Annotated in this window: 25 protein-coding genes; 13 read left to right on the top strand and 12 right to left on the bottom strand. The window is 62.0% G+C overall.

Features of this window, described 5'->3' with window-relative positions:
• Window positions 1–6: 6 nt before the first annotated feature.
• Both WA145_RS06305 and WA145_RS06310 read left to right on the top strand, forming a co-directional pair.
• On the top strand, window positions 7–3,201 hold the full coding sequence (locus WA145_RS06305; RefSeq protein ID WP_422580750.1) for a filamentous hemagglutinin N-terminal domain-containing protein: 3,195 nt from the start codon (window positions 7–9) through the stop codon (window positions 3,199–3,201).
• Between the two features lie 363 nt (window positions 3,202–3,564).
• The gene (locus WA145_RS06310) at window positions 3,565–4,149 is read left to right on the top strand and encodes a hypothetical protein (RefSeq protein WP_422580751.1); all 585 of its coding nucleotides are present in this window, start codon (window positions 3,565–3,567) and stop codon (window positions 4,147–4,149) included.
• A 171-nt stretch (window positions 4,150–4,320) separates the two neighbouring features.
• Here WA145_RS06310 and WA145_RS06315 read toward each other — a convergent pair whose 3' ends face one another.
• From WA145_RS06315 to WA145_RS06325, 3 genes are all read right to left on the bottom strand, one after another.
• The gene (locus WA145_RS06315; protein WP_422580752.1) at window positions 4,321–5,049 is read right to left on the bottom strand and encodes a substrate-binding periplasmic protein; all 729 of its coding nucleotides are present in this window, start codon (window positions 5,047–5,049) and stop codon (window positions 4,321–4,323) included.
• A gap of 29 nt (window positions 5,050–5,078) precedes the next feature.
• Window positions 5,079–5,690: a LysE family translocator gene (locus WA145_RS06320; protein ID WP_422580753.1), complete on the bottom strand. Its 612-nt coding sequence runs from the start codon at window positions 5,688–5,690 to the stop codon at window positions 5,079–5,081.
• 149 nt (window positions 5,691–5,839) lie between these two features.
• Complete coding sequence (locus WA145_RS06325) at window positions 5,840–6,913, bottom strand: hypothetical protein (RefSeq protein WP_422580754.1); 1,074 nt, start codon at window positions 6,911–6,913, stop codon at window positions 5,840–5,842.
• A gap of 363 nt (window positions 6,914–7,276) precedes the next feature.
• On the opposite strand from WA145_RS06325, the gene WA145_RS06330 reads away from it, so the two are divergent.
• The 3 genes from WA145_RS06330 to WA145_RS06340 are packed head-to-tail and all read left to right on the top strand — an operon-like array spanning window position 7,277 to window position 9,236.
• Window positions 7,277–8,398 (top strand): beta-ketoacyl-ACP synthase III, encoded by a 1,122-nt coding sequence (locus WA145_RS06330; RefSeq protein WP_422580755.1) that lies wholly within the window; start codon window positions 7,277–7,279, stop codon window positions 8,396–8,398.
• Entirely contained in the window at window positions 8,398–9,009 is a 612-nt protein-coding gene (locus tag WA145_RS06335; protein WP_422580756.1) for an RNA polymerase sigma factor, read from the top strand. Before WA145_RS06330 ends, WA145_RS06335 begins: the two co-directional genes overlap by 1 nt.
• On the top strand, window positions 9,003–9,236 hold the full coding sequence (locus WA145_RS06340; protein ID WP_422580757.1) for a zf-HC2 domain-containing protein: 234 nt from the start codon (window positions 9,003–9,005) through the stop codon (window positions 9,234–9,236). The genes WA145_RS06335 and WA145_RS06340 overlap by 7 nt, the downstream gene beginning before the upstream one ends.
• 31 nt (window positions 9,237–9,267) lie before the next feature.
• Here WA145_RS06340 and WA145_RS06345 read toward each other — a convergent pair whose 3' ends face one another.
• Window positions 9,268–9,801, bottom strand: a complete 534-nt coding sequence (locus WA145_RS06345; RefSeq protein WP_422580758.1) for a hypothetical protein — start codon at window positions 9,799–9,801, stop codon at window positions 9,268–9,270.
• A gap of 233 nt (window positions 9,802–10,034) precedes the next feature.
• Here WA145_RS06345 and WA145_RS06350 point away from each other — a divergent pair, with 233 nt between their 5' ends.
• The gene (locus WA145_RS06350; RefSeq protein ID WP_422580759.1) at window positions 10,035–10,763 is read left to right on the top strand and encodes a Crp/Fnr family transcriptional regulator; all 729 of its coding nucleotides are present in this window, start codon (window positions 10,035–10,037) and stop codon (window positions 10,761–10,763) included.
• Window positions 10,764–11,110: 347 nt separating this feature from the next.
• Window positions 11,111–11,887 carry a Crp/Fnr family transcriptional regulator gene (locus WA145_RS06355; RefSeq protein WP_422580760.1) on the top strand — a complete coding sequence of 259 codons (777 nt, stop codon included), beginning with the start codon at window positions 11,111–11,113 and terminating at the stop codon, window positions 11,885–11,887.
• Between the two features lie 648 nt (window positions 11,888–12,535).
• Here WA145_RS06355 and WA145_RS06360 read toward each other — a convergent pair.
• Window positions 12,536–12,880 (bottom strand): hypothetical protein, encoded by a 345-nt coding sequence (locus WA145_RS06360; protein ID WP_422580761.1) that lies wholly within the window; start codon window positions 12,878–12,880, stop codon window positions 12,536–12,538.
• Between the two features lie 419 nt (window positions 12,881–13,299).
• On the opposite strand from WA145_RS06360, the gene pgm reads away from it, so the two are divergent.
• The 3 genes from pgm to WA145_RS06375 all read left to right on the top strand — a co-directional run bounded on the left by pgm (window position 13,300) and on the right by WA145_RS06375 (window position 15,792).
• Window positions 13,300–14,952 (top strand): phosphoglucomutase (alpha-D-glucose-1,6-bisphosphate-dependent), encoded by a 1,653-nt coding sequence (gene pgm / locus WA145_RS06365; protein WP_422580762.1) that lies wholly within the window; start codon window positions 13,300–13,302, stop codon window positions 14,950–14,952.
• Window positions 14,953–15,080: 128 nt separating this feature from the next.
• Window positions 15,081–15,239: a DUF3309 family protein gene (locus tag WA145_RS06370; RefSeq protein ID WP_422580763.1), complete on the top strand. Its 159-nt coding sequence runs from the start codon at window positions 15,081–15,083 to the stop codon at window positions 15,237–15,239.
• Window positions 15,240–15,432: 193 nt separating this feature from the next.
• Window positions 15,433–15,792: a winged helix-turn-helix domain-containing protein gene (locus WA145_RS06375; protein WP_422580764.1), complete on the top strand. Its 360-nt coding sequence runs from the start codon at window positions 15,433–15,435 to the stop codon at window positions 15,790–15,792.
• 10 nt (window positions 15,793–15,802) lie between these two features.
• Here WA145_RS06375 and gluQRS read toward each other — a convergent pair whose 3' ends face one another.
• Both gluQRS and dksA read right to left on the bottom strand, forming a co-directional pair.
• The gene (gene gluQRS / locus WA145_RS06380; protein WP_422580765.1) at window positions 15,803–16,690 is read right to left on the bottom strand and encodes a tRNA glutamyl-Q(34) synthetase GluQRS; all 888 of its coding nucleotides are present in this window, start codon (window positions 16,688–16,690) and stop codon (window positions 15,803–15,805) included.
• A 60-nt stretch (window positions 16,691–16,750) separates the two neighbouring features.
• Window positions 16,751–17,194 (bottom strand): RNA polymerase-binding protein DksA, encoded by a 444-nt coding sequence (gene dksA / locus WA145_RS06385; RefSeq protein ID WP_422580766.1) that lies wholly within the window; start codon window positions 17,192–17,194, stop codon window positions 16,751–16,753.
• Between the two features lie 196 nt (window positions 17,195–17,390).
• On the opposite strand from dksA, the gene WA145_RS06390 reads away from it, so the two are divergent.
• A complete protein-coding gene (locus WA145_RS06390; protein ID WP_422580767.1) occupies window positions 17,391–18,572 on the top strand; it encodes a pyridoxal phosphate-dependent aminotransferase in 1,182 nt (393 codons plus the stop codon).
• Window positions 18,562–19,269: a DNA/RNA nuclease SfsA gene (sfsA, locus tag WA145_RS06395; protein ID WP_422580768.1), complete on the top strand. Its 708-nt coding sequence runs from the start codon at window positions 18,562–18,564 to the stop codon at window positions 19,267–19,269. Before WA145_RS06390 ends, sfsA begins: the two co-directional genes overlap by 11 nt.
• Before the next feature lie 126 nt (window positions 19,270–19,395).
• On the opposite strand, the gene WA145_RS06400 is transcribed toward sfsA, so the two are convergent.
• The 4 genes from WA145_RS06400 to WA145_RS06415 all read right to left on the bottom strand — a co-directional run bounded on the left by WA145_RS06400 (window position 19,396) and on the right by WA145_RS06415 (window position 24,287).
• On the bottom strand, window positions 19,396–21,480 hold the full coding sequence (locus tag WA145_RS06400) for a TonB-dependent receptor family protein (protein WP_422580769.1): 2,085 nt from the start codon (window positions 21,478–21,480) through the stop codon (window positions 19,396–19,398).
• Window positions 21,481–21,490: 10 nt separating this feature from the next.
• A complete protein-coding gene (locus WA145_RS06405; RefSeq protein ID WP_422580770.1) occupies window positions 21,491–21,655 on the bottom strand; it encodes a hypothetical protein in 165 nt (54 codons plus the stop codon).
• Window positions 21,656–22,147: 492 nt separating this feature from the next.
• The gene (locus WA145_RS06410; protein WP_422580771.1) at window positions 22,148–23,326 is read right to left on the bottom strand and encodes a glycosyltransferase family 4 protein; all 1,179 of its coding nucleotides are present in this window, start codon (window positions 23,324–23,326) and stop codon (window positions 22,148–22,150) included.
• A gap of 58 nt (window positions 23,327–23,384) precedes the next feature.
• Window positions 23,385–24,287, bottom strand: a complete 903-nt coding sequence (locus WA145_RS06415; RefSeq protein ID WP_422580772.1) for a LysR family transcriptional regulator — start codon at window positions 24,285–24,287, stop codon at window positions 23,385–23,387.
• Between the two features lie 82 nt (window positions 24,288–24,369).
• On the opposite strand from WA145_RS06415, the gene WA145_RS06420 reads away from it, so the two are divergent.
• Window positions 24,370–25,491, top strand: a complete 1,122-nt coding sequence (locus WA145_RS06420) for a sterol desaturase/SRPBCC family protein (RefSeq protein ID WP_422580773.1) — start codon at window positions 24,370–24,372, stop codon at window positions 25,489–25,491.
• Window positions 25,492–25,495: 4 nt separating this feature from the next.
• Here the strand turns inward: WA145_RS06420 and cysZ are convergent, their stop codons facing one another.
• Window positions 25,496–26,248 (bottom strand): sulfate transporter CysZ, encoded by a 753-nt coding sequence (gene cysZ, locus WA145_RS06425; RefSeq protein ID WP_422580774.1) that lies wholly within the window; start codon window positions 26,246–26,248, stop codon window positions 25,496–25,498.
• Window positions 26,249–26,319: the final 71 nt, after the last annotated feature.

Genomic DNA, 26,319 nt, shown 5'->3' on the forward strand with positions numbered 1-26,319 from the left:
GACACCATGAATAATATTTACCAGTCGATCTGGAACGCCAAGAGCGGCACCTTTGTTGCGGCATCCGAGCACGCCAAGGGCGGCGGCAAGAAAACCGCCAGTGTCAGCAAAAGCAATATGAGCCGAGGCATGGTTTTTGCGCTCAAATCCCTCGCCGTTACGGTCATGCTGGCTGCCGGATGCAATGTCTACGCCCTGCCCACAGGCGGTCAGGTGTCGGCCGGCAGCGCCAGCATCACCGGGACTGCCGGTAGCACGACCATTACCCAAAGCACGCAGAATGTCAGTATTAACTGGCAGAGCTTCAATATTGGCGAGGGGGAGACGGTCAACTTCGTCCAGCCCAACAGCAGCGCCATTGCCCTCAACCGGGTATTGGGTTCCGACCCTTCGAGCATTCTGGGTAACCTCAACGCCAACGGTAAGGTGTTTCTGCTCAACCCCAATGGCGTGCTGTTCGGTCAGAGTGCGGCGGTCAATGTCGGCGGGCTGGTGGCCTCGACCCTGAGCCTCAGCGACAGCGACTTTATGGCCGGCAACTACCAGTTCGCCGGCAGCAGTGACGCTAGTGTGGTCAACCAGGGCACGATCAAGGCGGATGGCGGCTATGTCGCTCTGCTCGGGGCTAACGTCAGCAACCAGGGCACCATTCAGGCCAATCTTGGCAGCGTGGCCCTGGCGGCAGGCGATGCCATCACCCTCGATGTGGCCGGCGATGGCCTGCTCAATGTCGCGGTCCAGCAGGGCGCGGTAGAGGCGCTGGTGCAGAACGGCGGGATGATTCAGGCCGATGGCGGCAAGGTCTTGATGACCGCCCGTTCGGCCGGTGATCTGTTGCAGTCCGCAGTCAATAACACGGGTGTGATCCGCGCGCAGAGCATCGAAAATCGCAACGGCACCATCACCCTGCTGGGTGACATGCACAGCGGCACCATTAATCTGGGTGGCACCCTGGATGTGTCCGGCAGTGGCGCTGGGGAGAAGGGCGGCAATATCACGGCGACGGCGCAACAGGTTGGCCTGGTCGGTGCAAAAATCGATGCATCCGGCGCTGCGGGCGGCGGCAGCGTGCTGCTCGGCGGCGGTTATCAGGGCAAGAATGCCGCCGTGGAGAATGCCCGGGCCACCTTTATGAGTGCCGACTCCAGCATCAACGCCGACGCCATCACCGCTGGTGACGGCGGCACGGTGGTGCTCTGGGGCAATGAGTCGACCCGCGCCTACGGCACCATCACTGCCCGTGGCGGTGCGCAAGCGGGTAACGGTGGCCTGATCGAGACCTCCGGCGGCTGGCTGGACGTGTCGGGCATCAGGGTCAATACCAGCGCCGCGAATGGCCTGTTCGGCATGTGGTTGCTCGACCCGGCCGATATCACCATCTCCAGCGCGGCTACCTCAGGCGCCACGGCAACCGGCAACGTATTCGCCCCGGATTCCGGGGTCAACGTGGCCAATATCAATGTCGCTGATCTGGTAACCGCCCTGGGCGGTAGCAACATCACCGTGACCACGCAAAACACCGGTGCCAGCGGCAGCGGTAATGGCGACATCACTGTCCAGGACGCGATCACCTGGTCGGATCCGACCACCCTGACCCTGAACGCCGAGCGGGATATCAACGTTAACGCGGATATCACGGCCACCCTGGGCAGCCTGGAGGCCAACGCCGGGCGCAACATCAATGTCGATGCGGCCATTACCACCACTACGGGCGACCTGAGCTTTATCGCGGTCAATGATGTCAACGTCAACGCGGCCACCACCATTACCACCGGTAACCTGACCGCGGTGGCCGGGCAGAACGTCAACCTGAATGCGGCGATGACAGTCACCACCGGCGATGTCATCCTGCGTGCCGACAATGACGGTACCGGGCCGGGGGCCATCCTCGGCGGCACCGTGCTGATCACCTGCGGCAGCAACTGCATCACCATCGGCACGGGCGATCTGAGCATCCGTTTCAACCCGGTAAGCTACGCCCAGACCAATGCCGAGATTCTTGCCTACGGCTTGAACCTGACCGGTGGCGGTGTACTTGATGCCAAGGCCTGGGTGTTCGGCTTGGGCCAAGACAAGGTGTATGACGGCCTGCGCGATGCAACGGTCAGTGGTCTCGAACCCGATGTCACCAACACTGCGCCGCCGGTCGCCCTGGGCGCAGTCAGCAATGCGCTGTTTGACACCAAGGATGTTGGCGTTGAAAAGCTCATTACCTTTGAAAGCACTTTTTCCGATGCGGTCTTTGAGCTCTTCGCGCCGTTCGGCACGGCGCTTGGCACCTACGTCACCCGGGCCGATATCACCCCGGCACCACTGACCATTACCGCCAACGATGCCACCAAGGTATATGGCGAAACCCTTACTCTGGCGACGACGGCCTTCACCTCGGTAGGCCTGGTGGCGGGGGAGACCATCGGTGATGTGACCCTGACCAGCCCAGGGACGGTGGCAACGGCTTCCGTGGGCGGCAATCCCTATGCCATCACGCCCAGCAATGCGACCCCGGGTACCTTTGATCCGCGTAACTACAGCATCACCTATATCAACGGTTCGTTGTTGATTACCCCGGCACCGTTGACCATAACGGCTAACGATGCCACCAAGGTATTCGGTGACACGCTGGACTTGGGCACAACGGCCTTTACCTCGGAGGGCCTGGTGCTCGGAGAGGAAATTGGTGGTGTTACCCTGACCAGCCCTGGGACAGTGGCAACGGCGACTGTGGAGGGCAACCCCTATGCCATCACGCCCAGCGATGCGGTGCCCGGCACCTTCGATCCTGACAACTATGCGATCAACTATGTCGATGGCACCTTGTTGATCAGTGCCGCTCCGCCGGATTCCACCCCACCGGACGCCACTCCGCCGGATTCCACCCCACCGGACGCCACTCCACCGGACGCCACGCCAACAGACCCAACCCCGCCGGATCTGCCGACTGAAACGCTGCCGACCGAGACACTGCCTGGGGTCACCAGCCCAAGCACCACCAGTCCCTATGACGATGATACTGGTCGTGAATTTGTTGCTGCGCCGCCCCTCCTGGCCTCTGGTTTGAGCTTCACCACTGAGGGGGCAGGAATCAATCTGCAGGTTGCACAGTTGGATCGGTTAACGAGCCTGCCTGTCGCCACGGAGGAAGAGGAGCCGCCAGCGAGCTATGTGGCGCCGATCTACCCACCTAGGCAGGATCGTAACTAAGCAGTAGTGTTTATTCTCCTTTATCCAACCAGGGCCTTAGCGGGCCCTGGTTACATGGGCGCAACCAAGTCAATCGCAATGGTGCGGGGGTCGAGAATGAGCCGAAGGTTATGGGCGGGTTGCTTGTCCAGCACCTGGACAGCAGATCAACACAGCATTGCTCTGCTGCCCTTGCCTGCGCCAGCAGACGGCAGGTCCGCCGGATACAGCAGCAGGGGCGCTGCGCAACAACTCTGCCTGGGGCTGCTGCTTATTGCGGGCATTAGCGTCCAGCAACTGGCCTGGGCGGAGGATCCCTGGCAAGCCTTTACCCTGACTCATCCGCTGGCGGGGCAGCAGCCTCTGCCCAAGGAACCAGTCGGCGTGCCAGGTAGTACGCGCAAGCGGGCGAACTTCAAGGACGAACCAGTTTCCGTGTCCGCGCGGCAAACGGCCAACTGGGTGGTCGACTCCGGCGACAACCTTGGCATGCCCTTTATGATTGTCGACAAAGCGCAGGCTCGGGTCTTGCTGTTTGATGCAAGCGGTCAGCTCAGCGGTGCGGCCTCCGCGCTGCTTGGTCTGGCGGTGGGGGATGACTCGGTGCCCGGTATCGGATCGCGCAAGTTGTCCAGCATTCGTCCGGAGGAGCGCACCACTCCGGCAGGGCGCTTTGTGGTGTCGTTGGGACGCAACCTCAAGGGCAAGGAAATTCTCTGGATCGACTATGAAAATGCCATCTCGCTGCACCGGGTCGCCACCGGCAATGCGAAAGAGCGCCGTGCCGAGCGCTTGGCGTCGGCGGATATCCACGACAAGCGGATTTCCTATGGCTGCATTAATGTTCCGGTGGCGTTTTTCGACCGTCTGGTAAGCCCAACCTTCAGTGGTACCAATGGCATTGTCTATGTGCTCCCGGAAACACGGGAAAACCACACAGTCTTCAGCTCCTACTATGCGGTCGAGTGATTTGGGGTGGCTGGTGGGGCCGACCTGAAGGGGTTTAAGGCGCCAGGTAAGCCACTGCATCGCTCGCCTGCACTTTTCCTTGGCCTGCGCGGCCTGTGGGCGCAGGTGCCAGCCTTGCTGGGTGAGCGTAAAACAGCTTGAGGCATAGCCCTAAGTAGCTGGCAATGGCACCTAGCGATACCGCGCCACTATGGCGTCGAATTCGCCAGCCTGTTTCATCTGCACCATGGCGCGCAACAGGGCCATGGTCGGCACATCCTGGGCGTCACGGATGATGCAGGCAATCGGTTCGGCGGCCACTTCGCTGAGGCTGTGGAGTTTCTGCTCGGGTGCTTGCTGGCGGTTAAACCAGTGCAGCGAGAGTTCGTTGCTGATGGCGTAGCGGTAGCGTCGGGCGCTGAGTTTGAGCAACACCTGATGCTGGGTGCGGGCGTCTTCGCGTTGGATCTGCTTGCTGGCAAACAGCGGTTGTAGGCGCGGATAGGTGAAGCCGAGCACGGTGCCCAGGCGTTCATTAAGCAGCTGTTCGGGTTGCAGTCGTTCGGGAGTAACCCCTGCCAGCACATCGCGCTGGGTCATAAAGGGCAGGCTCCAGATATAGCGATAGTGGCCGCTGTTGACCCAGTTGGGGCTGACGTAGCAGCGCACGTCGATCTCGCCGGCTTCCAGGGCCTGTTGCACACGCAGTCGCGGCATCAACAGCATCTCGGCCTGACGCCCAACCTTGGCGGCCAGGCGCTGATGCAAATCGACCAGAATACCTTCCACGGCCTGGCCGTTTTCGATACGCACCATGGGCATGGCCCAGCTGTCGTTGATCGAGAAGCGCAGCGCCCGCTCGCTGGCGAATGAAGCGCCGCTCATCGTGAGCAACAGCAGGGCAGGCAACAGCTTGGGCACCGGGGCGGATCCTTTGCGGTGTGGGCGGTTCAGCGGGTCATCGGCAGGGCGGCGCCCATCAGGGCAAACAGCCCGCCACAGCAGCGGTTGAAGCCTTTGCCGCTGCGTTGCAGCCAGGGTCGAACGCGATGGGCCATGCGCGCCAGCAGGTACTCGACGCTGCCTTCGACCACGGCAAAGGTCAGCGCCATGCTGGCGAACTGCAGCCAGAGATCACCGCTAGGGTCGAGAAACTGCGGCAAAAATGCGCCGAAAAACAGGATCACCTTGGGGTTGGACAGCGCCGACAGCAGGCCCTGGCGAAACAGCGTGAAACCGCTGCGTGCGGCGGCTTTATCGGCCACTGCGAGGTGCAAGGGCGGCGCACGCCAGAGTTGGATGCCGAGCCAGATCAGGTAGGCACCGCCGAGCCATTTGAGAAGGGTCAGGGCCTGCGCCGAGGCTTGCAGCAGGGTGCCGATACCGAGCATCGACAAGGCCATCAGCAGGGTAAAGCCCAGTACCCCGCCGCTGATGGTAAACAGGGTTTTGCGATGGCCGTACAAAGCACCATGGCTGAGCGCGAGCAGGCCGTTGGGGCCAGGGGTCAGTGCCAGGCCAAGTACCGCCGTGACAAAAAGCAGCCAGGTATGCAGCGCCATAAGACCGGTATCCAGAAACGGGAGGGTGCAGGGCAGCGCCTGCGTGCCTGTGTTTTTTCATGCGGTGACTGGATAGTCAAGCGGCCTTCAGTCGCAGTGGCGAATAGGCAGAGGCAAAGGTCCTGCCCGCGAAGGCAGGACCGGGGCTATCAGCGGTTGGCTTCCTTGAAGTTATCGTCGGACGGCTCCTTGGTGTAGGCGCCCTGATCGTGCACCAGTTTCTTGCTGCCATTCATCAGGGTGGTGATGCGGCTGTCACTGGTTTTTGCCGAGGCGGCCTGGTTGCTGGTGCCGGTAATCAGCGGCGGGTTGCTGCTGAACGACCACAGGTAGTGCCAAACCGCTGCGTTGTGTTTTTCCACCTGCTGAACCGAGCTGAAATACCAAGGCTTGAGTTCGCTAAAGGCTGTCATGTTCATCAGGCCGGTGTTGCTGTCGCCCACAAACACAGTGCTGGTCACGGATGAGGTGCGGTAAGCCTCAAAGATCACGCCTTTGCTCTTCAACTCGCTGACGTAGTTGCGCGAGACCTCGCCCACCCACTTGTTGCCCAAATAGCTCTTGGCGTAATTGGAGTAGAAGGGGTCGAGCAGGGCGACGCGCTTGGGCAGCAGCTTGCTGTTAAGGGTGCCGGCGCTGACGGCATCGCTGATTTTTTTGGTCAGCACGATGGCCAGTTGGTTACCCAGGGAGTGACCGGCAATGCGGATATTGCTACCGCTGTAGCCAGCCAGGTTGTCTTTATAGCTATTGAAGAACAGATCGCCGACTGACTGGCTGGGGCCGTTACTGTAAACGCCGCTGCTGTTGCGCCAGCGCATGGCACGCGGGCCGCTGGCGGTCCAGATCTTGGCTTCGGCATCCTTCACTTCGCCTTCATCGGCAAACTGGTTCCAGTACATCACGCCAACGTTGTAGCCCGCGGCAAGCCAGGCGTGGGCCAGGTCCAGGTCGGGGCCGCCGGCATCCTTGCGGTTGAAGGTTTCGCGGTTTTTAGCCTGCGATGAGCCATTTTGCCAGCCGTGGATATAGATCATGGTCGGTTTGCTGGCCACGTAATAGGCGTTGCTCTGGCCGGGTACGGCCTTTTGCCAGCTGTCGCCATAGCCGAACCAGTACAGGCCGTGGTCGAGATTCTGAAAGGTGCTGTCGGGGAACACGCCAACGGCAGCCTGGCTCAATGGGGCAAAACTCAGCACCAGCAATAAAAGCAGCTTGCGCATGACGGAAACCTTTCTTGTTATTAGGGAAAGGTCAGCATATAGATTGTCCGACAATCAGCCATCACCCGGACGGGTGAGGCTGTTGCAGGCCCTTCAAGCATCGGCTGGCAGGCGTTAATGGGATGTGTCTTGCGCCACGTTGTGCGCATCTTTGCCTCAATAGCCGTCACTTTGTTGCCGGCGGCCTGACGTGCTGAGCGGACGAAGTCACCCAGGCTGTGGCAAACTCCGTGGCTCGTAACAGGACGTTTCACGGATCGAGTTTGCTGAGCCTGTCAGCCGTTTTTCTGCCCATGGCCTAGCCTGCCCTGGGCCTATTGCATAACTGGCCGCTGCCTGCGGCGAAGAACAAGAGGAATGACTGTGCATAACGTCGTCATCAGTGGTACCGGCCTCTATACCCCGGCAAACAGTATTTCCAACGATGAGCTGGTCGAGTCGTTTAACGCCTTTGTCCAGCTATTCAATGCCGACAACGCCGCGGCCATCGCCAACGGTGAAATCGAAGCGCTGAGCGAGTCGAGCAGCGGCTTTATCGAAAAGGCCTCGGGCATCAAGAGCCGCTTTGTCATGGACAAGGCCGGCATCCTCGATCCCCAGCGCATGGCGCCGCGCATTCCGGAGCGCAGCAATGAAGACTGGGGCATCCTCTGCGAAATGGCCGTTGGCGCCGCCAAGGATGCCATGGCCCGTGCCGGCAAGAGCGCCGCCGATATCGACGGGGTGATAGTCGCGTGCTCGAATTTGCAGCGCGCCTACCCGGCCGTGGCGATTGAAGTGCAGGCCGCGCTGGGCATCCAGGGTTTCGGCTACGACATGAACGTGGCCTGCTCCTCGGCCACCTTCGGCATCCAGACGGCGGCCAACAGCGTGCAACTGGGCCAGGCCCGGGCGATTCTGATGGTCAACCCGGAAATCTGCACCGGCCACCTGAACTTCCGTGACCGCGACAGCCACTTTATTTTCGGTGACGCTGCCACGGCGGTGATCATCGAGCGCGCCGACCAGGCCACCTCGAACTACCAGTTCGATATCGTCGGCACCAAGCTGATCACCCAGTTCAGCAACAACATCCGCAATAACTTCGGCTTCCTCAACCGCTGTGCGGAAGAGGGCGTTGGCGCGCGCGACAAGCTGTTCGTCCAGGAAGGCCGCAAGGTGTTCAAGGATGTCTGCCCGATGGTCGCCGAGCTGATTGCCGCACACCTGGCCGAAAACCAGCTGAACGTCGGCGACGTGAAGCGCTTCTGGCTGCACCAGGCCAACCTCAATATGAACCTGCTGATCGCCCGTAAGCTGCTCGGCCGCGACGCCGAGCCGGGCGAGGCGCCGGTGATTCTCGATACCTACGCCAACACCAGCTCGGCCGGCTCGGTGATCGCCCTGCACAAATACCAGGAGGACCTGCCGAGCGGTGCCCTGGGCGTGCTCAGCTCGTTCGGTGCCGGCTACTCGATTGGTAGCGTGATCCTGCGTAAGCATTAATGGAGTACCCGGCCGATCAGGCACTGCTGACTCGTCTGCGGGCAGGCGAGCAAAAGGCCTATCGCGAGCTGGTTGCCACCTATCAGGGGGCGATGCGCGCGGTGGCCTTTGCGATTGTCGGCAGCCGCAATGCCGATGAAGTGGTGCAGGACGCCTGGCTTGCCGTGGTGCGCAGCCTGGATGGTTTTCAGGCGCGTTCCAGCCTGAAAACCTGGCTGCTGACCATCACCGCCAACACCGCGAAAACCCGCCTCAAGGGCAATCGCCGCGAAGTGCTGCTCGACGATATTCCTGCGCCCCACGGCAGCATTGGCGATGAGCGTTTCAGTGCGGATGGCCATTGGCTGCTGGCGCCGTATGCCTGGCATCACGACTCCCCGGAGGCGCTGCTGACCGAGGATGAATTGCGCCAATGCCTGGAGAAAACCCTGGCCAGCCTGTCCGAGCTACAGGGCAGCGTGTTGCACCTGCGTGAGCGCGAAGGGCTGGAGTTGGAGGAGATCTGTAATCTTTTGCAGGTCTCGCTCTCCAATGTGCGGGTGCTGCTGCACCGCGCGCGGCTCAAGGTATTCGCCACCCTGGAGCATTTTGAGGAGACCGGCCAATGTTGAGCTGCAAGGAGTTGGTGGCCCACTCCAGCGAATTTCTTGATGGCCAGCTGGGCTTGCGCCAGCGCCTGTCGGTGCGCCTGCACCTGGCCATGTGTCAGCACTGCCGGCGCTTTATCCGGCAGATGCGCCTGAGCCAGTTGGTACTACGCCAGCTGCCGCCCGGGCAGAGCGCCGAGCTGGATGCCTTGGCCGCCAAGCTGGCCGAATTGCGCCGCAATAATTCCTGATCGCCAGGCTCTGGCCTGACTCACTACTGATTTATTCGTCGGCCTGCGCCGCTTTTAGCGCCTCATAAGCCGGCGCGGCATAGATGCCGACTTCCACCGCCAGCGCCATCACCCGCGCCAGGTCAGTGCTGTACACCAGCACGGCCTGCAGCGCGTCGTCCAGCGGCTCGCTGAAGTCCAGCAACACATAACCCTGGGTTTCCGGGCTGAGGCTGGAAAGTTGCACCTGGATGCGGTTTAGCGCTTTCAGCGCCTCGACTTTCATCAACTGCTTGGGTTTGAGCACAAAGCTCACCTGCGGGCCAAACGACTCGCTGATCTGCTGGAACAACGCGTCATAGCTGTCGGCCTGGAACAGCACGGTGTCCGGCAGGCTGCCGACCACCATCCACTCGCCCAATGGGATCGGGAAGCTGTCGTCGTAGTTGATATCCGGATTGGCGGCGAGGAATGCCTGCGGGTCGGCATAGGCTTGCGCCGCTTCATCGGCGATGCGCGCGACTTCTTCGGCCAGCATGCAGCCCGAGCTTATTTTGCTGATCAGTTCTTCGAGCTGGGCTTTCATTTGGGTCATCCTGCTGCATCAAAAGGCCTGCAAGGATAGCCGCAAATGCTCGTCAAAGCTGCATCTAGGCCTTTTCGCAGGCGTGCCGCGTGGGTTCTTTTGATGTGCTGCATGGGGCCATCTGTATGCTAGCGTACAGACATAAAAACAGCCTGGAATATGCTGGTTGATGCAGCCCAGGCTCTGTTAGGGGCGCGCGCATATCGTCAGCAGGTTTTCGATCGGAGATGTAGATGTCCGTAACGCCCCGTCCGCAGCAAAACCACCTGCTTTACGCTCTGCCCACTGAGGTGCTGGAGCGCCTGTTGCCGCACCTTGAATGGGTGGACATGCCGCTCGGCATGGTGCTCTACGAGTCGGGCGACACCTTGCGCCATGTCTACTTTCCCACCGACGCCATCGTCTCCTTGTTGTATGTGATGGAAAGCGGCGCATCGGCGGAGATTTCCGTGGTGGGTAATGACGGGGTGATTGGCGTGGCGCTGTTTATGGGCGGTGAAAGCACCACCAGTCGCGCCATTGTGCGCAGCGCCGGCAGCGCCTATAGGGTCTCTGGTAAACGCTTCAAGGAAGAGTTCAACCGCCATGGCGAGATGCTCTACCTGATGTTGCGCTACAGCCAGGCGCTGATTACCCAGATGGCGCAGACGGCAGTGTGCAACCGTCATCACGCGATTGATCAACAGCTGTGCCGCTGGCTGCTGCTATCGCTTGATCGGTTGTCGGGCAGCCAATTGGCCATGACCCAGGAGTTGATCGCCAATATGCTTGGCGTGCGCCGCGAGGGCGTCAACGAGGCTGCCGGCAAGCTGCATCGCCAGGGTGTGATCGACTACAGCCGCGGGCTGATTAGCGTGCTTGATCGTGACAAGCTGGAGAGCTTGTGCTGTGAGTGCTACGCCGCGGTCAAACGTGAAACTGACCGTTTACTGCCTTATAAAGTGGCGCACTCAGAGCGTTGATCTGTTGGGCGCAGTTAACAGGTTAATGCCCAGGCTTGAGTGCCGCAGAGCACAGAGCCTTAGCCGTCTGATCGAAGGGCGGCGAGTAAACAACGCAAACAACTCCTCAAATGTAGCGAGCCGGTGGAGCTGGTTTTTTGGCAGCGTGTTGCATAAGGCTAATCAGCCGATTCGCCCTGTGTATTTGGGCGCCCCTGCTGGCGCCGTTAAGGCCATGCATAGCAGCGCCCTTGTAGTTGAGCAACGCTCTGACTTGCTCTGGCAGCCGTACCTATTATCCGTGGAAAAACATACCCAAGGGTCTGTGGCGGAGTATCCTCCAAAGCTCCTGTTCCATGAGCGCCACCATGCCCACTAAAACCTCGTCCGAGCCCCAGCAGAATCACCTGCTGGCGGCGTTGTTACCCGATGTTCAACGGCGTTTGTTCCCGCACCTGGAATTGGTGCAATTGCCCTTGCGTGCAGTTTTATATGAGTCTCGGCGCCCGATGCGCCACGTTTACTTTCCTACTGACTCGATCGTCTCGTTGCAATACTTGATGGAAAACGGGGCGTCTACTGCGATTTCCGTAGTGGGCAACGAGGGGTTGCTCGGCATCACGCTGTTTCTGGGCGGCGAAAGCACGCCGAGTCGCTCACTGGTACAGAGTGCCGGTTATGCCTATCGACTCCCCAGGGTACGGGTGAAGGAGGAGTTCAACCGACACGGGCAGCTGTTGTTGCTGATGCTGCGTTATACGCAGGCGCTTATTACGCAAGTTTCGCAGACCGCTGTGTGCAACCGACACCACTCAATCGATCAGCAACTCTGTCGCTGGCTCTTGCTGTCCATGGATCGTCTATCCCATGAGCGCTTGACCATGACCCAGGAATTTATCGCCAACATGCTCGGCGTTCGCCGCGAGGGCGTCACCCAGGCCGCGTTGAAGTTGCAGCAACTCGGGGTGATTTCCTATTCGCGCGGCCTGATCAAAGTCCTCGACCGGCCGAGGCTTGAATCGCTGAGTTGCGAGTGCTACGCCACTGTGAAAAGGGAAACGGATCTGCTGCTTGATTACGTTCCGCAGCGCCAGGTGATCAAGAATCCCGATACCATCCCCACGGCGACGCTTAAAACGCCTTAATTGAGGGCAACCCTGAAGCTCGCCAAACAGGCCGTTTTTAACGCAGTATTGCCGGCGCAGGTAGTTTTTCAACGGCCTGCTAAGGGGCTTCTGACGTAGCCCGGCAGGTCTGGTTGCCTTCAGCCTGGGCTGATGTTGCAAGCGGCAACTCGATCAAAAATGATCAGATTACCCGCGTCTCTCAGGGCTTCTTGCACGGCTTTGCGCTGGATGATGGGGCGCGGATTGCGGTGTCGGGTAACTGCGATAATCGCCCGGGGCAGGCAAGCTTAGGCTCGATGCTGGATGGTTTTCGGGTTTGCTGATCATCATCCAGGGGACTCGGGATGAGGGTCGGAATGCCGGGAGCAGGGTGAATCGCAGATCGAAGCTGACCAGGCCTTGGCGGTCCGGCGGGTTCAGGTCGACGGTGATCGCGTCCGTAGGCGCCTTGCGCTGTATTCAGCCCTGCAGGGCTTACCCCAGGCGGGTAAACCACCCAATCGAGAAGGGGCCGTCTTGCGCCCTTTCCAGCACGTCCTCCACGGTGGCGGCATCGTCCGCATTGCCAGTCATGATCTCAGTCCTCTTTGCGCAACAGTGCGCAGGGCCCTCAGGCAGCGTGTTGCCGATATGGCGGTAAGCCTCGTGGGTAAGTGGTGTGCGCGCCTAGAACCGCAGCTTTGGCCGAGGCTGCTCATCGGGCTGCTCTGCCTTTTCTGTCGGGCTGATCCAGCGGTTGCTTGGCAGCGGTATGCTGCTGGTGCGCTCAGGCTCTTCTGCTGTGGGGCGCAGCCTCGCGTTATACAGATCGTTGCGCTCTGCAGGCTTGGTGGTTGGCGCCTGTTGCGGCTCATGGCTGAACACGCCAGGTGCAAACACCTCGGCATAGGCGTTGCCGGTCAAGAGTGCTGCCAGGATCATGGCGCTGCTGCGGGCTATCGCGTGGCTGTATCTAGGCCTGTGCATGTTATTTCTCGACGCTAGTGAACGTTTACCAAGTGCCTTTTCCAACGCACAACGTCCTGCCGCGGCGATTTGCCCGCGCTAACGTCGACAACTGCAACATGGTGACGGCCCATTAAAGGGCGGGTATCAGTGGTTAAAAAGGCGCCGCGCAGCCGTGGCTAAACCTGGCCGTTTGGGCGTGGTTATGGGGTGGCGCTGGGCAGGTATGCTCATAATTACCTCTATAGGTTCTGTACGAACTGTGCCGGTGTTTTGCACGACGACTTTTCGTAGAGAACCTTGCGAATCCCATGCGGGCGCAAATACGCAGGCGTAGCTTCAAATATAGGGATTGCTCAGGCCCTGTCAGTGCGCTATCGCACTTAAGCGCGCCGGCTGGTGGCGCTTAAAGCCTGTCGGGATTACCCGGTCGGGCTGCTAGACTAGCGCACTTTTCACCGCCCGATCATTTTCTGGAGCCCCTTGTGAGCCCGCGCATTCACCCTTTGGCCGGTCAGCCGGCGCCTGCTTACCTGTTGACCGATATTTCTGCGCTGTTGGCGGCCTATTTTGAGCTGCAGCCGGACCTCTCTGTGGCCAGCCAGCGCGTGGCCTTCGGCACCTCTGGACATCGTGGCAGCTCCCTGGCCCGCAGCTTCAACCAGGCGCATGTGCTGGCGATCAGCCAGGCGATCTGTGATTACCGCAGTAGTCAGGGCATCAGCGGCCCGCTGTTTATCGGTGCCGATACCCATGCGCTGTCGCAGCCGGCGCTGGACAGTGCGATTGAAGTGCTGGCGGCCAATGGCGTGCAGACCATGATTTCCGCTGGCGGTGAGCTCACCCCGACGCCGGCGATCAGCCAGGCCATCCTGGTGCATAACCAGGGCCGCAGTTCTGGCCTTGCCGATGGCATTGTCATCACCCCCTCGCACAATCCGCCGGACAGCGGCGGCTTCAAGTACAACCCCAGCAATGGCGGGCCGGCCGACAGCGATATCACCACCTGGGTGCAGAACCGCGCCAATGCATTGCTCGAAGGCGGCCTGCGTGAGGTCAAACGCATGCCCCTGGCGCAGGCGCGACAGGCGGCCAATGTGCAGGAATACGATTACCTCAGCGCGTATGTGAATGACCTGGGCAAGGTCATCGACTTCGCCCCGATTCGCGCTGCCGGCTTGCGTATGGCCGTCGACCCATTGGGCGGCGCTGGCGTGCATTACTGGGGGCGTATCGCCGAGCAGTACGACCTCAATCTGCATGTGGTGAGCGAGATCATCGATCCGCAGTTCGCCTTTATGAGCCTGGATTGGGACGGGCAGATTCGCATGGACCCATCGTCCAGCCATGCCATGCAGCGCCTGATCGGCCTGAAGAACGGCTACGACATCGCCTTTGCCTGCGACACCGACTACGACCGTCACGGCATCGTCGCGCCGAGCGTTGGCCTGCTGCCGGCCAACCACTTCCTCAGTGTGGCCATCGATTACCTGTTCCAGCACCGTCCGCAGTGGAGTGCCACGGCGGCGGTGGGCAAAACCCTGGTCAGCAGCGCGATGATTGATCGCGTCGCGGCACGCCTGGGTCGCCCACTGCAGGAAGTGCCGGTGGGCTTCAAATGGTTTGCCGGCGGCTTGTTCGACGGTTCCTTAGGCTTTGGCGGCGAAGAAAGCGCCGGGGCGACCTTGCTGCGTCGCGATGGTCGGGTCTGGACCACCGACAAGGACGGTATCGCCCTGGCGCTGCTGGCTGCGGAGATGACCGCCGTGAGCGGGCGTGACCCTGGCGAGCTGTACCAGGGCCTGAGTGATGAGTTCGGCGCGATTTATGCCGACCGCGTCGACGCGCCGGCTACAGCTGCGCAGAAGAAGGCCCTGGGCCAACTTTCGCCGGCGCAGATCGAGAGCCGCGAACTGGCCGGCGACGCCATCATCCAGGTGCTCGACAAGGCGCCGGGTAACGGCGCGGCGATTGGCGGGATCAAGGTGATCAGCGAAGGCGGCTGGTTTGCCGCGCGGCCATCCGGTACCGAGGACATCTACAAGATCTACGCCGAGAGCTTCCGCGATGCGGCGCACTTGCAGCGCATCTTCAGTGAGGCGCAGCAGATCGTTGATGGGGCACTGGTCGCCGAATAGGGTTGCACCCATTGGTGCGGTAGCGCACTGACGGCGGCCACGGTGGCGTACAGAATGACAGTGCGCTTGGGTGCCACTTGGCCACCTGTTGTTTCGGCGTGCTGCAGTGACTCGTCAGGGAGAACGCCATGAGCCTGGGTACCATTCTATTGATCGTGCTGATTCTGCTGTTGGTCGGCGCCATACCGGCCTGGCCACATAGCCGGAGCTGGGGCTACGGGCCTACGGGCGGCTTGGGCGTAGTGGTGATGGTGTTGTTGGTGTTGCTGTTACTGGGCCGTATTTAACACTGCCATAGCCACATACGTAGAGGAGCGGGCTTGCCCGCGAATTGATGTCGACGCAAAAGCATCGCGGCCAAGGCCGCTCCTACAGGTAGCGCCGAACCTGCCAGCACTGATCGGCTCGCCTGATGTGTCCCTTCCACCTGACCGGGTCAGGCGTTAGTCTGCGCAGCGTATCCCCCGCTGTGGTCGTCGCATGCACCGTCTGGATCTGAAAATTCGCCTGCATAACGGCAGCGATATTGCCATCGGCCCCGGCAAGGCCGAGCTGTTGGCGGCCATCGCCCAGCACGGTTCGATCAGCGCCGCCGCACGCGCCATGGGCATGTCCTATCGGCGCGCCTGGCTGCTGGTGGAAACCATGAACCGCAGCTTCAAACAGCCGCTGGTCAGCACCCTGGCCGGCGGCAAGCACGGTGGTGGGACGCTACTGACCGAAACTGGTGAGCTGGTGTTGCAGCGCTATCGTGCGCTGTGTGCGCAAGCATCGGCCGCGATTGAGAGCGACTGTGCGGAGCTTGCCGAGCTATTGGCCGAGCCTGCTGCCGAGGGCTGAGTCCGCGTTCTTAGCGCAGCTGCGCTTCGGCCAGGGTCAGGCTGCGTGGAATGCGCGAAGCATCCCAGTGCTGGCTGGCCCAGCGCAGCAGCTCAACGGGCTGACCGTAACTGGCGTCGTCCGGCAATGTCTGGCCCAGTGCGCGCAGGGCGCGGATCAGCAATGGCGTGGCCTGATCGGCCGGCAGCGGCGGCGAGCGGTAGGACTTGCCGAGCTTGTGGCCATCCGGCTGGATAATCAGCGGTACGTGCAGGTAGCGCGGTTGCGCGAAGCCGAGCAGCTCCTGCAGGTACAGCTGGCGCGGGGTGGAGTCGAGCAGGTCGGCGCCGCGCACCACATCGGTGACGCCCTGCCAGGCATCATCCAGCACCACCGCCAGCTGATAGGCATACAGGCCATCGCGGCGGCGAATCACAAAATCGCCGACCTCGCGGCCCAGGTGCTGGCGGTAATCACCCTGCACCCGGTCGACAAAGTGGTAGCTCAGCTCCGGTACGCGCAGACGAATCGCCGCATCGGCAAAGCCATGGCCGGCATTGCGGCAGGTGCCGGGGTAGATGCCGTTACTGCCTTCCAATTGCTTGCGTGAGCAGGTGCAGGCGTAGGCCAGGCCCTGGCTAAGCAGGCGTTCGACCAAAGCGGCGTATTCCTCGTGGCGCGCGCTCTGGCGCACCAGTTCGCCATCCCACTGCAAACCGTAGCGTTCCAATGTGCTGAGAATGGCACTTTGCGCCCCCGGCACTTCCCGTGGCGGGTCGAGGTCTTCCATACGCAGCAGCCAGCGGCCGTTTACCGCTCGCGCGTCGAGGTAGGACGCCAGGGCTGCGACCAGCGAGCCGAAGTGCAGATAACCGCTCGGGGTGGGGGCGAAGCGGCCGATATAGGCGGGTGTGTTCATCTGTGGCGCACACAGGGAGGCAGAAACTACAGAGGGTGCCGAAGCACCCTCTGGGTCAGATCAGGAACCGATCTGCTTTTCCTTGATTTCCGCCAGCGTCTTGCAATCGATGCACAGGGTGGCGGTGGGGCGGGCTTCGAGACGGCGGATGCCGATTTCGACACCACAGGACTCGCACCAGCCGTAGTAGTTGTCTTCGATCAGCTGCAGGGTTTCGTCGATCTTCTTGATCAGCTTGCGCTCGCGATCACGGGCACGCAGTTCCAGGCTGAATTCTTCTTCCTGGCTGGCGCGGTCCGCTGGATCGGGGAAGTTGGCCGCTTCGTCCTGCATATGGTGCACAGTACGGTCGACTTCCTGCATCAACTCAAGCTTCCACTTGTTGAGGATGCCGGTGAAGTGGGCGCGCATCGGCTCACCCATATATTCCTCGCCCTTTACTTCTTTATAGGGCTCGAAACCACGAGTCAGTTGGCTGCTTTTTGCTTTTGCTTTGGTGGGCATGGATGACCGCCTCTCACTCTCTCTAATCCACTGCGCAGGACGGTGTCCCTTGCCGATTCTACGTCACGTAGAACTGGCCCTGCGGCTGCAAGCGGGCGAACTTACCAGAACAACTCGGCCTGCGCCACTCCCGGTTGTCGAAGCTGCGCCGGGTATGCTTTAGAATCCGCGCCTTATCTTCCAGGCAGGCAGTCCCATGGTCCCGTCCTACAGTGCGCGCAGCCGCGCCATAGAACCTTTTCACGTGATGGCGTTGCTGGCCCGTGCCAATCAGTTGCAGGCCGACGGCCATGATGTGATTCACCTGGAAATCGGCGAGCCGGATTTCACCACCGCCGCGCCGATTGTCGCCGCCGGTCAGGCCGCTCTGGCCGATGGCCATACCCGCTACACCGCCGCGCGCGGTTTGCCGGCCCTGCGCGAGGCGATTGCCGGTTTTTATGCGCAACGCTATCAATTAAGCATAGACCCAGAGCGCATCCTGATTACCCCGGGAGGCTCGGGGGCCTTGTTGCTGGCCGCGAGCCTCTTGGTCGACCCAGGCAAGCACTGGCTGCTGGCCGATCCGGGTTACCCCTGCAATCGGCACTTTCTGCGTCTGGTGGAAGGCGCGGCGCAGCTGGTTCCGGTGGGCCCGGAGGTGCGTTATCAGCTGACCCCCGACCTGGTCGCACGCTATTGGGATCAGGACAGCGTTGGCGCGTTGGTGGCGTCCCCAGCCAACCCCACCGGCACCCTGTTGTCGCGCGATGAACTGGCCGGGCTGTCCCAAGCGCTGAAAGCGCGTGGCGGGCATCTGCTGGTGGATGAGATCTACCACGGCCTGACCTACGGCGTAGACGCCGCCAGCGTGCTGGAAGTGGATGACGAGGCCTTTGTGCTCAACAGTTTTTCCAAGTATTTCGGCATGACCGGCTGGCGCCTGGGCTGGCTGGTGGCACCACCGGCGGCGGTGGCGGAGCTGGAGAAGCTGGCGCAAAACCTCTATATCAGCGCGCCGAGCATGGCTCAGCATGCCGCGCTAGCCTGCTTTGCACCGCAGACCCTGGCGATCCTCGAGCAGCGCCGCCATGAGTTTCAGCGCCGCCGTGATTTCCTCCTGCCGGCACTGCGTGAGCTGGGCTTCAAGATTGCCGTGGAGCCAGAGGGCGCCTTCTATTTATATGCCGATATCAGCGCCTTCGGCGGCGATGCCTTTGCCTTCTGCCAGCACTTTCTGGAAACCGAGCATGTGGCCTTTACCCCGGGCCTGGATTTCGGCCGCTATCAGGCCACGCAGCATGTGCGTTTTGCCTACACCCAGGACCTGCCGCGCCTACAACAGGCGGTTGACCGCATCAAACGTGGCCTGATCAGTTGGCAGGCCCATGCAGTTTGAGCCGCCGCTGGAAGAAGGGCGGCTGCTGCGCCGCTACAAGCGCTTTCTCGCTGATATCGAGACCGCCAGCGGCGAGCTATTGACCATCCACTGCGCCAATACCGGCTCGATGCTTAATTGCATGGCCGAAAATTCGCAAGTCTGGTTTAGCCGCAGCAACGACCCCAAGCGCAAGCTGCCGGGCACCTGGGAGATCGGTGAAACACCGCACGGGCGTTTGGCGGTGATCAACACCGGGCGCGCCAATGCCCTGGTGGAAGAAGCCCTGCGCGCCGGGCTGATCAGCGAGCTGAACGGCTTTACCCACCTCAAGCGCGAAGTGCCTTACGGCCAGGAACGCAGCCGGATCGACTTCCGTCTGGACTACCCGACAGGCGCGGCGTTTGTCGAAGTGAAGAGTGTCACCCTGGGCTTTGCCGACAGTCGCGTCGCGGCCTTTCCCGATGCGCGCACCGAGCGCGGCAGCAAGCACCTGCGCGAACTGGCCGTGCTGGCCCGTGCCGGTACCCGTGCGGTGCAGCTGTATTGCGTCAACCTGACGGATATCGATGCGGTACGCCCGGCCGAGGAAATCGACCCGGCCTATGCTGCTGCCCTGTGCGAGGCGGTGAGCGCCGGAGTTGAAGTATTGGCTTATGGCGCGGCGATCAGCGCGCAGGAGGTGCGGTTGATCAAGCGTCTGGATGTGCTGCTTTAAATATCTGCCCCGTGGCGGCAGGGGCTTGATGGGCGTCAGGCACCGCCCGTCCGGGCCGTCGATGACGACCGGGGCGGGTGGCAGACGTTGGGAGGATGGCCCCTGGGACAAGGGGCCGAGGGGGAATCAGAAGCGGTAGTTGACGCCCAGGGTCAGGGTGCGGCCGGGTGCTGGCTGACGGCCCCAGGGGCTGGTGTCGATACCGCGGAAGTAATACTCGCGGTCGAACAGGTTGCTGACCCCGGCCGAGGTGGTCAGCAGACTGCCGTCGTCGAGCTTGAACTCGCGCTCGATGGCGGTGTTCCACAGCCAGTAGGCGGGCAACTCGCCGACGGTGGCATTGGCGTCCTCTTCATGGCTATTGGCCGCGTCGGTGTAGGCGCTGCTGACGTAGAGGCCGTCAAGGGTATAGGTCCAGTGTTCGGCGAAGCGGTAGCGGCCATCGACGGTCAGCTGATGCTTGGAGGCGAAGGGCACTTCGTTGCCCTTGAAGGTGCCGCTGCGCTGCTCGCTGTCGAGGTAGGCATAGCCGGCGTGCAGATCGAGGGTCGGTAGGGCGGCCGGGGTCCAGAACACTTCGGTTTCGAGGCCCTGGTGGCGGGTGCTGCCGAGGTTCTCGAAGCGGTCGTTGCTGCGGTTGTATTCGATCTGATCCTCGAAATCGATACGGTACAGGCCGAGGTCGACCCGCAGGCCGTTCCAGGGCGTATAGCGCACGCCGCTCTCGTAGTTCCAGGCCAGCTCGGCGGCGACGTCGCCGTCCTTGACGATCGAGGTGATCTGCGGCACGCGCAGCGAGCGCTGGGCGTTGGCGTAAACGAACCACTCGTCCGTGAGCTGGTAGCCGGCGCTCAGGCCGGGCAGCCACTCCTCGGCGACGGTTTCGCGTTCGACCCCGCTGACGCCGTCGGCATACTCCATGCGCGCGTGTTCGTAACGCACGCCAGGGGTCAGGGTCAGGCGGCCGTCGAGCAGTTTCAGTTCATTGCTCAGGTAGACGGCTTTGGCCTCGTCGTCGAAGGTCCAGTCGCGGAGCACGCTGTACGCGCCGCTGCTGAGGTTCTCGCGGTTGACCTTGAAGTCGACGTCTTCCTTGACCAGGCGCGCGCCGAGCAGCCAGGTCTGGCTGAGGCTATCGCCGTCGATGCTCATGCTCAGGCGCGGCTCGCTGCCCCAGACGCGAAAGTCGCGCGGCGCGTCCTGAAAGGTGGTCGGATCGGCGTCCGGGGTGAACGGCAGGCCAATCAGGAAGTTGCGGTAGCTGTGATGGGCGAAGTTGGTCCAGCTGAATTCCACCGCATCGAAGGGGCCGATGGCGCCGAGATACTGGTTGTAGGTGGCCCATACGCGGTCGGTATCGCCTTCGAAACGGTCGAGATCGCGGGTCGACTGACGCGGGTCGTCTTTGTAATCGGCAACGCTGAGGGCACCGGCCAGGTCCAGGTCGGCAATATAGCGTTGCACGCCGAAGCTCAGGCTGCGGGTGTCGTCGATATCCCACAGGCCGCGCAGGCGATAGTTCTGTACCTCGCTGTCGGAATGTTCGCGGCCGTATTCGCCGCTGACGGTGTTGAGGTCCAGTTGCAGGCCGAAGTTATCGGTCAGGTAGCCGCCGGTGCCGATGTAACTGTCCCACAGGCTGCGCCCGCCGGGAGCGAAGGTGGCCTTTTCCTGCAGGGTGGTCTCCCATTGGCGCGGGATCGGTTTGCTGATCAGGTTGATCACCCCGCCGACGTTGTTCGGCCCGTACTGCACCGCCGCGCCGCCGCGCACAATGTCGATGCGCTCGACGGTGGCCAGGGTTTGCGGAAACAGCGACAGGCTGGTCTGGCCATAAGGTGCGAGTGACAGCGGGATGCCGTCGGAGAGCACCTGGGCGCGGCCGCTGCGGCTCTCGTAGAGGCCGCGCACGGAAATCTGCGGCAGGGCACCGGTGCCGGTCTCGTCGAACACCTTGATCCCGGGGACGCGCTGCAAGGCGTCGTCGAGACCGCGTACGCTGGCTTTGCTCAGGTCTGCGCTGTCGACCACGCTGCGGCTGCCGGCATAGGTGCGCACTTCTTTATCGCTGGCGCTACCCAATACATCGCCCTTGATCACCATCGGGGCGAGGACTTTCTGTGGGCTGGCCTCTTCGGCATAGGCTGCGTGGCTGATGGCCAGCGTCAGGAGGCTGAGTGGCAGAGAAAACAATCGAGTGGTAGGGGTCATGGGCGCTTCATCAAGGTTTAGGGTTGGGTTTCAGGTCGCGCAAACGCGCCTTCAGGGCGGTGTGCAGTTCGCCGGCGGGAAAGCTGCGAATGCCCTGGGTGCGGTTGTACTGGTGTTGTTCCAGCGCGCGCGGGTTGGCGCAGACGGGGATGTGCGCGGCGCTGCAGGTGGCCATGTCTTGGAGGGCTTATCAGGCATCGGGGTGTAGCGGGGCGAAACCGAGTGCAGAGCCGCAGGTCATCCATCCGCTCATCATGGCCACGCAGCAGGTGCTCCATATTCAGGATCATGAAGTGGCAACCGGTATGGCCGAGCATTGCGCTGAGCAGCGGCGAGGGGCCCGAGTTGAGCAAGCCGTAGACCTCTTCGCTGCGGTCCAGGTGGGCGCGAACGAGGGAGTGCGGAACATAAATTCTTCCGTAAGCTAATTCTTTATCAAATGATAGTATTTATCATTTGAGTATGTAAATGCATTTTCCTCGCATGTGGCGACCAAGTAGCGATCTTGAGGGGCATGGGCAGGCAGGAGGTTGGCAGGGTGATGGTGCAGGCCCAGCGCGCCGTAAAGTGTTACAGCGGTGCGCGTAAGCGCACGGGGATGCGGGCAGTTATCTGCGTGAGAGGGCAGCGGTTTAAAGCTCGCCGCTAAAGTGCCTGCCACGGCTGTTTAGTGCTGTGTTCTGCCGGCCGGCAACTCCTGCGCAGGCTGCATAGCGCTGCGCAAATGCACCTCGAACAGTTCGACAATCGCCGGCCAGCCCTGGCGTGAGGCATGTAGCCGGGCATTCAGACGCACCCGACGCAGCGCTTCGCCATCTTCCAGCAGCCAGCTGGCCGCCTCGATAAAACCTTGTTCATCCTCGGCCAGCGCCAGCGCGCCGTTATGCCCGTGGCGGATATGTTGTGCGGCCGCCGCCTGATCGAAGGCCACCACGCCAAGCCCGGAGGCCAGCGCTTCGAGCAGCACATTGCCGAAGGTTTCCGACAGGCTGGGAAACAGGAACAGGTCACCCGAGGCGTAATGCGCCGCCAGCGCTTCACCGCGCTGCAGCCCGCAGAACAGCGCGTCAGGCAGTTGTTGTTGGAGGCTGGCGCGCAGCGGACCATCGCCGACCAGAATCAGTTTCAGTCGCCGCTGCGGGTGCGCCTGTTGCAGCGCCTGAAAGCCCTTGCTGAGCAGGGCCAGGTTCTTTTCCGCCGCCAGGCGACCGACATGCAGGATGGCGATGTCCTGCTCGGCCAGGCCCCAGCGCTCGCGCAAGGCCGCGCAGCGTTTGGCCGGGTGGAACAGCTGGCTGTCAACGCCGCGCGACAGCAGTTCCAGGTTGTCGAAGCCGCGCCGCTGCAATTCGATCTGCTGGCTGTGGCTGGGCACCAGGGTCATCTGCGAACGGTTATGGAACCAGCGCAGGTAGTTAGTCAGTACTCGCGTCAGCAGGCCAAAGCCGTAGTGCCCGCTGTATTGCTGGAAATTGGTGTGAAAGCCGCTGACCACCGGGATTTGCAAGCGCCGCGCGGCGCGCAGGGCGGACAGCCCCAGCGGGCCTTCGGTGGCGATATACAGCACATCCGGGCGCTGCCGTTGCCAGCGGCGCAACAGCTTATGCATGGACGATTGGCCCCACTGCAAGCCGGGGTAGCCGGGCAACGGCCAGCCTCGGGTCAGCAGCAGGTCCTGATCGGCCGCGCCGCGTGGGTCGATGCTTTGCCGCGGACGTACCAGTTGCACGCGATGGCCACGACCACGCAGGCCATCGACCAGGCGACCGAGGGTGTTGGCTACGCCGTTGATTTCCGGCGGGAAGGTTTCGCTGATCAGCGCGATATGCAGGGAAGCTGTGCTCATGGTCGCAGTGTCCGCTGCGGCTATGTAATGACTGTGACGCTTTGGTTACGCGTACGTTTCAGTCGAGCAGCTCGATCAGTTGTTGGCGCAACCAGGCGTGCGCCGGGTCGTGGTGCTGCTGGTGGTGCCAGATCAGGCTGACCTGCACCGGCGGCATATCGAAGGGCAGCGGCGCAATTTCCAACGCATGCAGCGGGGCAAACGCTTCGGCCAGGCGCGCGGGCACGCTGCCGAGCAGATCGGTCTGGGCGACGATGGCTGGAATCGGCAGGTAGTTGGGCAGATGCAGCGCCGCCTGCCGGCGCACCCTGGCCGAGCCCAGAACGATTTCCAGCGGCGAGCCACGCCCGGCGCGCGGGGTTACCGTGATATGCCGCGCCTGCTGGTAATCCTCCAGGCTCAGTCCGCCGATAAAGGCCGGATGGCCGGCACGGCCGATGGCCACCAGCGGTTCTTCACGCAGCGGCGCGTAATGCAGGTCGGGCGAATCGAAATGCAGGTAGTCGATGGCCAGGTCCAGCGCGCCGCTTTCCAGGCGTTGCACCAGGCTGTCGGCATCATCGGCTTGCACCAGCAGCTCGACCTGCGCGGCGCTGTGCGCCAGATTCGCCTGCAACATGGGCAGCAGCGCGGCCTGGGCGTAGTCATTCAGCGACAGGCTGAAGGCGTGCGGCGTCTGCGGGTCGAACGGCTCGGTCGGGCCCAGGCCGGTCTGCAGCAGGCGCAGGGCCTGGCGCACCGTCACATACAGGGTCTGGGCGCGGGCGGTGGGGGTCAGACCACGGGCGGTGCGCAGGAACAGCTCTTCGCCCAGTTGCTGGCGCAGGCGGGCGAGGGCATTGCTCACGGTCGACTGGCTCAGGTGCAGGCGCTCGGCGGCGCGGGTCAGGTTGCCTTCCTGCATCAGCGCATCGAAGACCAGCAGCAGATTGAGGTCGAGCTGACGCAAATTCGTTATCAAGAATAATGCTCTTTTTAAATATCCATTATTCGAATGATCCGGTCGCGCCTAGACTGCTGTCAATCCGCACAGGAGTCATGCCGTGGCCTATAACAACGACAGTGCCCAGGCTTTCCGCGCACGTTATCGGGAGGCCATCCACCCGCTGTACAACCCCTGGCTGCATGCCGCCTTCGTGCTGGCCTACGGCCTGACCTGCATCAGCCTGCTGTGGCGCACCCTGGATGCGGTGGCGCTCTGGCAGTGGCTGCTGGTACCGCTGAGTCTGGTGTTTTTCAGCTGGGGCGAGTATCAGGTGCACAAGCGCCTGGGGCACAACAAGACGCGCTTCGGCCAGCTGTTCTACAAGCGCCACACCGGTGATCACCACAGCTTTTTCGTCGAAGGGCAGATGCGCTACGAGACCCCGCGCGACTGGCGGGTGATCCTCTTTCCCGCCTGGCTGATCGTGCTCTACAGCCTGCCGCTGCTGGGTATCTGGTGGTTGCTGGCGCAACTCGACGGCAACCTCGCCGCGCTGTTCGCCGCCAGCATGCTGCTGGGTTATATGAGCTACGAGCTGGTGCACGCCTGCGAGCATCTGCCGGCCGAGCACCCGGTTGCGCGACTGCCGTGGATTCGCCAGATGCGCCGCCTGCATGCGTTGCATCACCGCCGTGAGCTGATGCATGCGCGCAACTTCGGCATCGTCCATCCGCTGATGGACTGGCTCTACGGCACCCTGCATTGGGAACCTGAGCCGACTTATCAGCAGAACCGCCAGCAGCATCGCGTGCATATCGCCCGTTCGGCCGACGAGGTGCTGAGCTATGCCGCCGCGCCAGCGCACTGGCCCGAGTGGCACCCATCGTCGTTGCGCATCTACGGCCGCGAGGGCGCGTTGCTCGCCGGGGAAGTTTTTGAAGAAGACATTCACGCCGGTGGCCGCGCCGGGCATCTGTGCTGGGATGTGCTCGACTATCAACCGGCACGCCGCTGGCAGGCCAGCGCCCGTGGCGATCACGGTCTGGGGCTGCTGCTGACCTACGAGTGCATAGAAGTGGAGGGCGGTTGCGCGTTCGTCCGTACCCTGGAATACGGCTTCGACGGTGTGCTGATGCGCCTGGCCAACCACTTGCTGCTGAACCGGCGTATCGAGCGCGAATCCCAGGCCTCGATGCAGGCGCTACGCGCGGTGCTGGAGCGCAGCGAGCCTGCGGGGTGACTACTTAGGAAGTGGATGTGAGCGCCTGCTCCTGGCGCTCGCGCACCCAGAACAGCGTGGCGCCGGCCACGGCCGCCGGCATCATCAGGATATTCAGCCCCGGCACCAGCAAGGCGGCGTAGGTGATGCCGCCAAAGCCCAGGCTCTGCCAGCGTTTCTCGCGCAACCAGGCGAGCATGTCCTGCCAGCTCATCTTGTTGTTGTCCGCGGGGTAGTCGATGTACTGAATCGCCATCATCCATATGCCAAACAGCAGCCACAGCGGTGCGGCGATCAGGTTGAGCACCGGGATAAAGCTCAGGATCAGCAGGGCGATGGCGCGCGGCAGAAAGTAGCCCAGCTTGCGCAGCTCGCGGCCGAGGGTGCGCGGCACCATGGCCATCAGTTCAGCCCAGCTGAACGGCGGAAAGTCGTCCTGGCCGCGCACCACCACCTCGACCTTCTCCGCGAGAAAGCCGTTAAACGGCGCGGCGATGATATTGGCCAGCAGGGTAAAGGTGAAAAATACCATCAGCAGTACCAGCACCACGAATAGCGGCCACAGCACATATTCGAGAAAGCTCAGCCAGCTCGGCAGGTTGGGCATAAAGGTATCGACCCAGCCGCCAAACTGCTGCAAGGCCAGGTAAATCAGGCCAATAAACAGGATCAGGTTGATCGTCAGGGGCAGCAGCACAAACAGCCGCAAGCCAGGGCTCAGGACCAGTTTCAGGCCTTCGCTGAGGTATTGCGGGCCGGTCAGTACGGGAGCAGGCATGGGGTGAGTCTCCGCGAGGTTGCAGTCGCGCCGACCTTACCGGCTTTGTGTGGCAGGTGAAAGCCTCTGCA

The organism is Pseudomonas sp., assembly GCF_049301935.1.
Taxonomy (GTDB): domain Bacteria; phylum Pseudomonadota; class Gammaproteobacteria; order Pseudomonadales; family Pseudomonadaceae; genus Aquipseudomonas.

What these genes read in the sequence shown, in the direction of transcription:
- WA145_RS06375 (WP_422580764.1), top strand. Translation starts at nt 15,433, where the DNA reads ATGCACCGTCTGGATCTGAAAATTCGCCTGCATAACGGCAGCGATATT.
- WA145_RS06370 (WP_422580763.1), top strand. Translation starts at nt 15,081, where the DNA reads ATGAGCCTGGGTACCATTCTATTGATCGTGCTGATTCTGCTGTTGGTC.
- WA145_RS06340 (WP_422580757.1), top strand. Translation starts at nt 9,003, where the DNA reads ATGTTGAGCTGCAAGGAGTTGGTGGCCCACTCCAGCGAATTTCTTGAT.
- WA145_RS06325 (WP_422580754.1), bottom strand. Translation starts at nt 6,913, where the DNA reads ATGCGCAAGCTGCTTTTATTGCTGGTGCTGAGTTTTGCCCCATTGAGC.
- sfsA (WP_422580768.1), top strand. Translation starts at nt 18,562, where the DNA reads ATGCAGTTTGAGCCGCCGCTGGAAGAAGGGCGGCTGCTGCGCCGCTAC.
- WA145_RS06335 (WP_422580756.1), top strand. Translation starts at nt 8,398, where the DNA reads ATGGAGTACCCGGCCGATCAGGCACTGCTGACTCGTCTGCGGGCAGGC.
- WA145_RS06400 (WP_422580769.1), bottom strand. Translation starts at nt 21,480, where the DNA reads ATGACCCCTACCACTCGATTGTTTTCTCTGCCACTCAGCCTCCTGACG.
- dksA (WP_422580766.1), bottom strand. Translation starts at nt 17,194, where the DNA reads ATGCCCACCAAAGCAAAAGCAAAAAGCAGCCAACTGACTCGTGGTTTC.
- WA145_RS06350 (WP_422580759.1), top strand. Translation starts at nt 10,035, where the DNA reads ATGTCCGTAACGCCCCGTCCGCAGCAAAACCACCTGCTTTACGCTCTG.
- WA145_RS06390 (WP_422580767.1), top strand. Translation starts at nt 17,391, where the DNA reads ATGGTCCCGTCCTACAGTGCGCGCAGCCGCGCCATAGAACCTTTTCAC.
- WA145_RS06405 (WP_422580770.1), bottom strand. Translation starts at nt 21,655, where the DNA reads ATGGCCACCTGCAGCGCCGCGCACATCCCCGTCTGCGCCAACCCGCGC.
- WA145_RS06305 (WP_422580750.1), top strand. Translation starts at nt 7, where the DNA reads ATGAATAATATTTACCAGTCGATCTGGAACGCCAAGAGCGGCACCTTT.
- WA145_RS06320 (WP_422580753.1), bottom strand. Translation starts at nt 5,690, where the DNA reads ATGGCGCTGCATACCTGGCTGCTTTTTGTCACGGCGGTACTTGGCCTG.
- WA145_RS06345 (WP_422580758.1), bottom strand. Translation starts at nt 9,801, where the DNA reads ATGAAAGCCCAGCTCGAAGAACTGATCAGCAAAATAAGCTCGGGCTGC.
- cysZ (WP_422580774.1), bottom strand. Translation starts at nt 26,248, where the DNA reads ATGCCTGCTCCCGTACTGACCGGCCCGCAATACCTCAGCGAAGGCCTG.
- WA145_RS06410 (WP_422580771.1), bottom strand. Translation starts at nt 23,326, where the DNA reads ATGAGCACAGCTTCCCTGCATATCGCGCTGATCAGCGAAACCTTCCCG.
- WA145_RS06355 (WP_422580760.1), top strand. Translation starts at nt 11,111, where the DNA reads ATGCCCACTAAAACCTCGTCCGAGCCCCAGCAGAATCACCTGCTGGCG.
- gluQRS (WP_422580765.1), bottom strand. Translation starts at nt 16,690, where the DNA reads ATGAACACACCCGCCTATATCGGCCGCTTCGCCCCCACCCCGAGCGGT.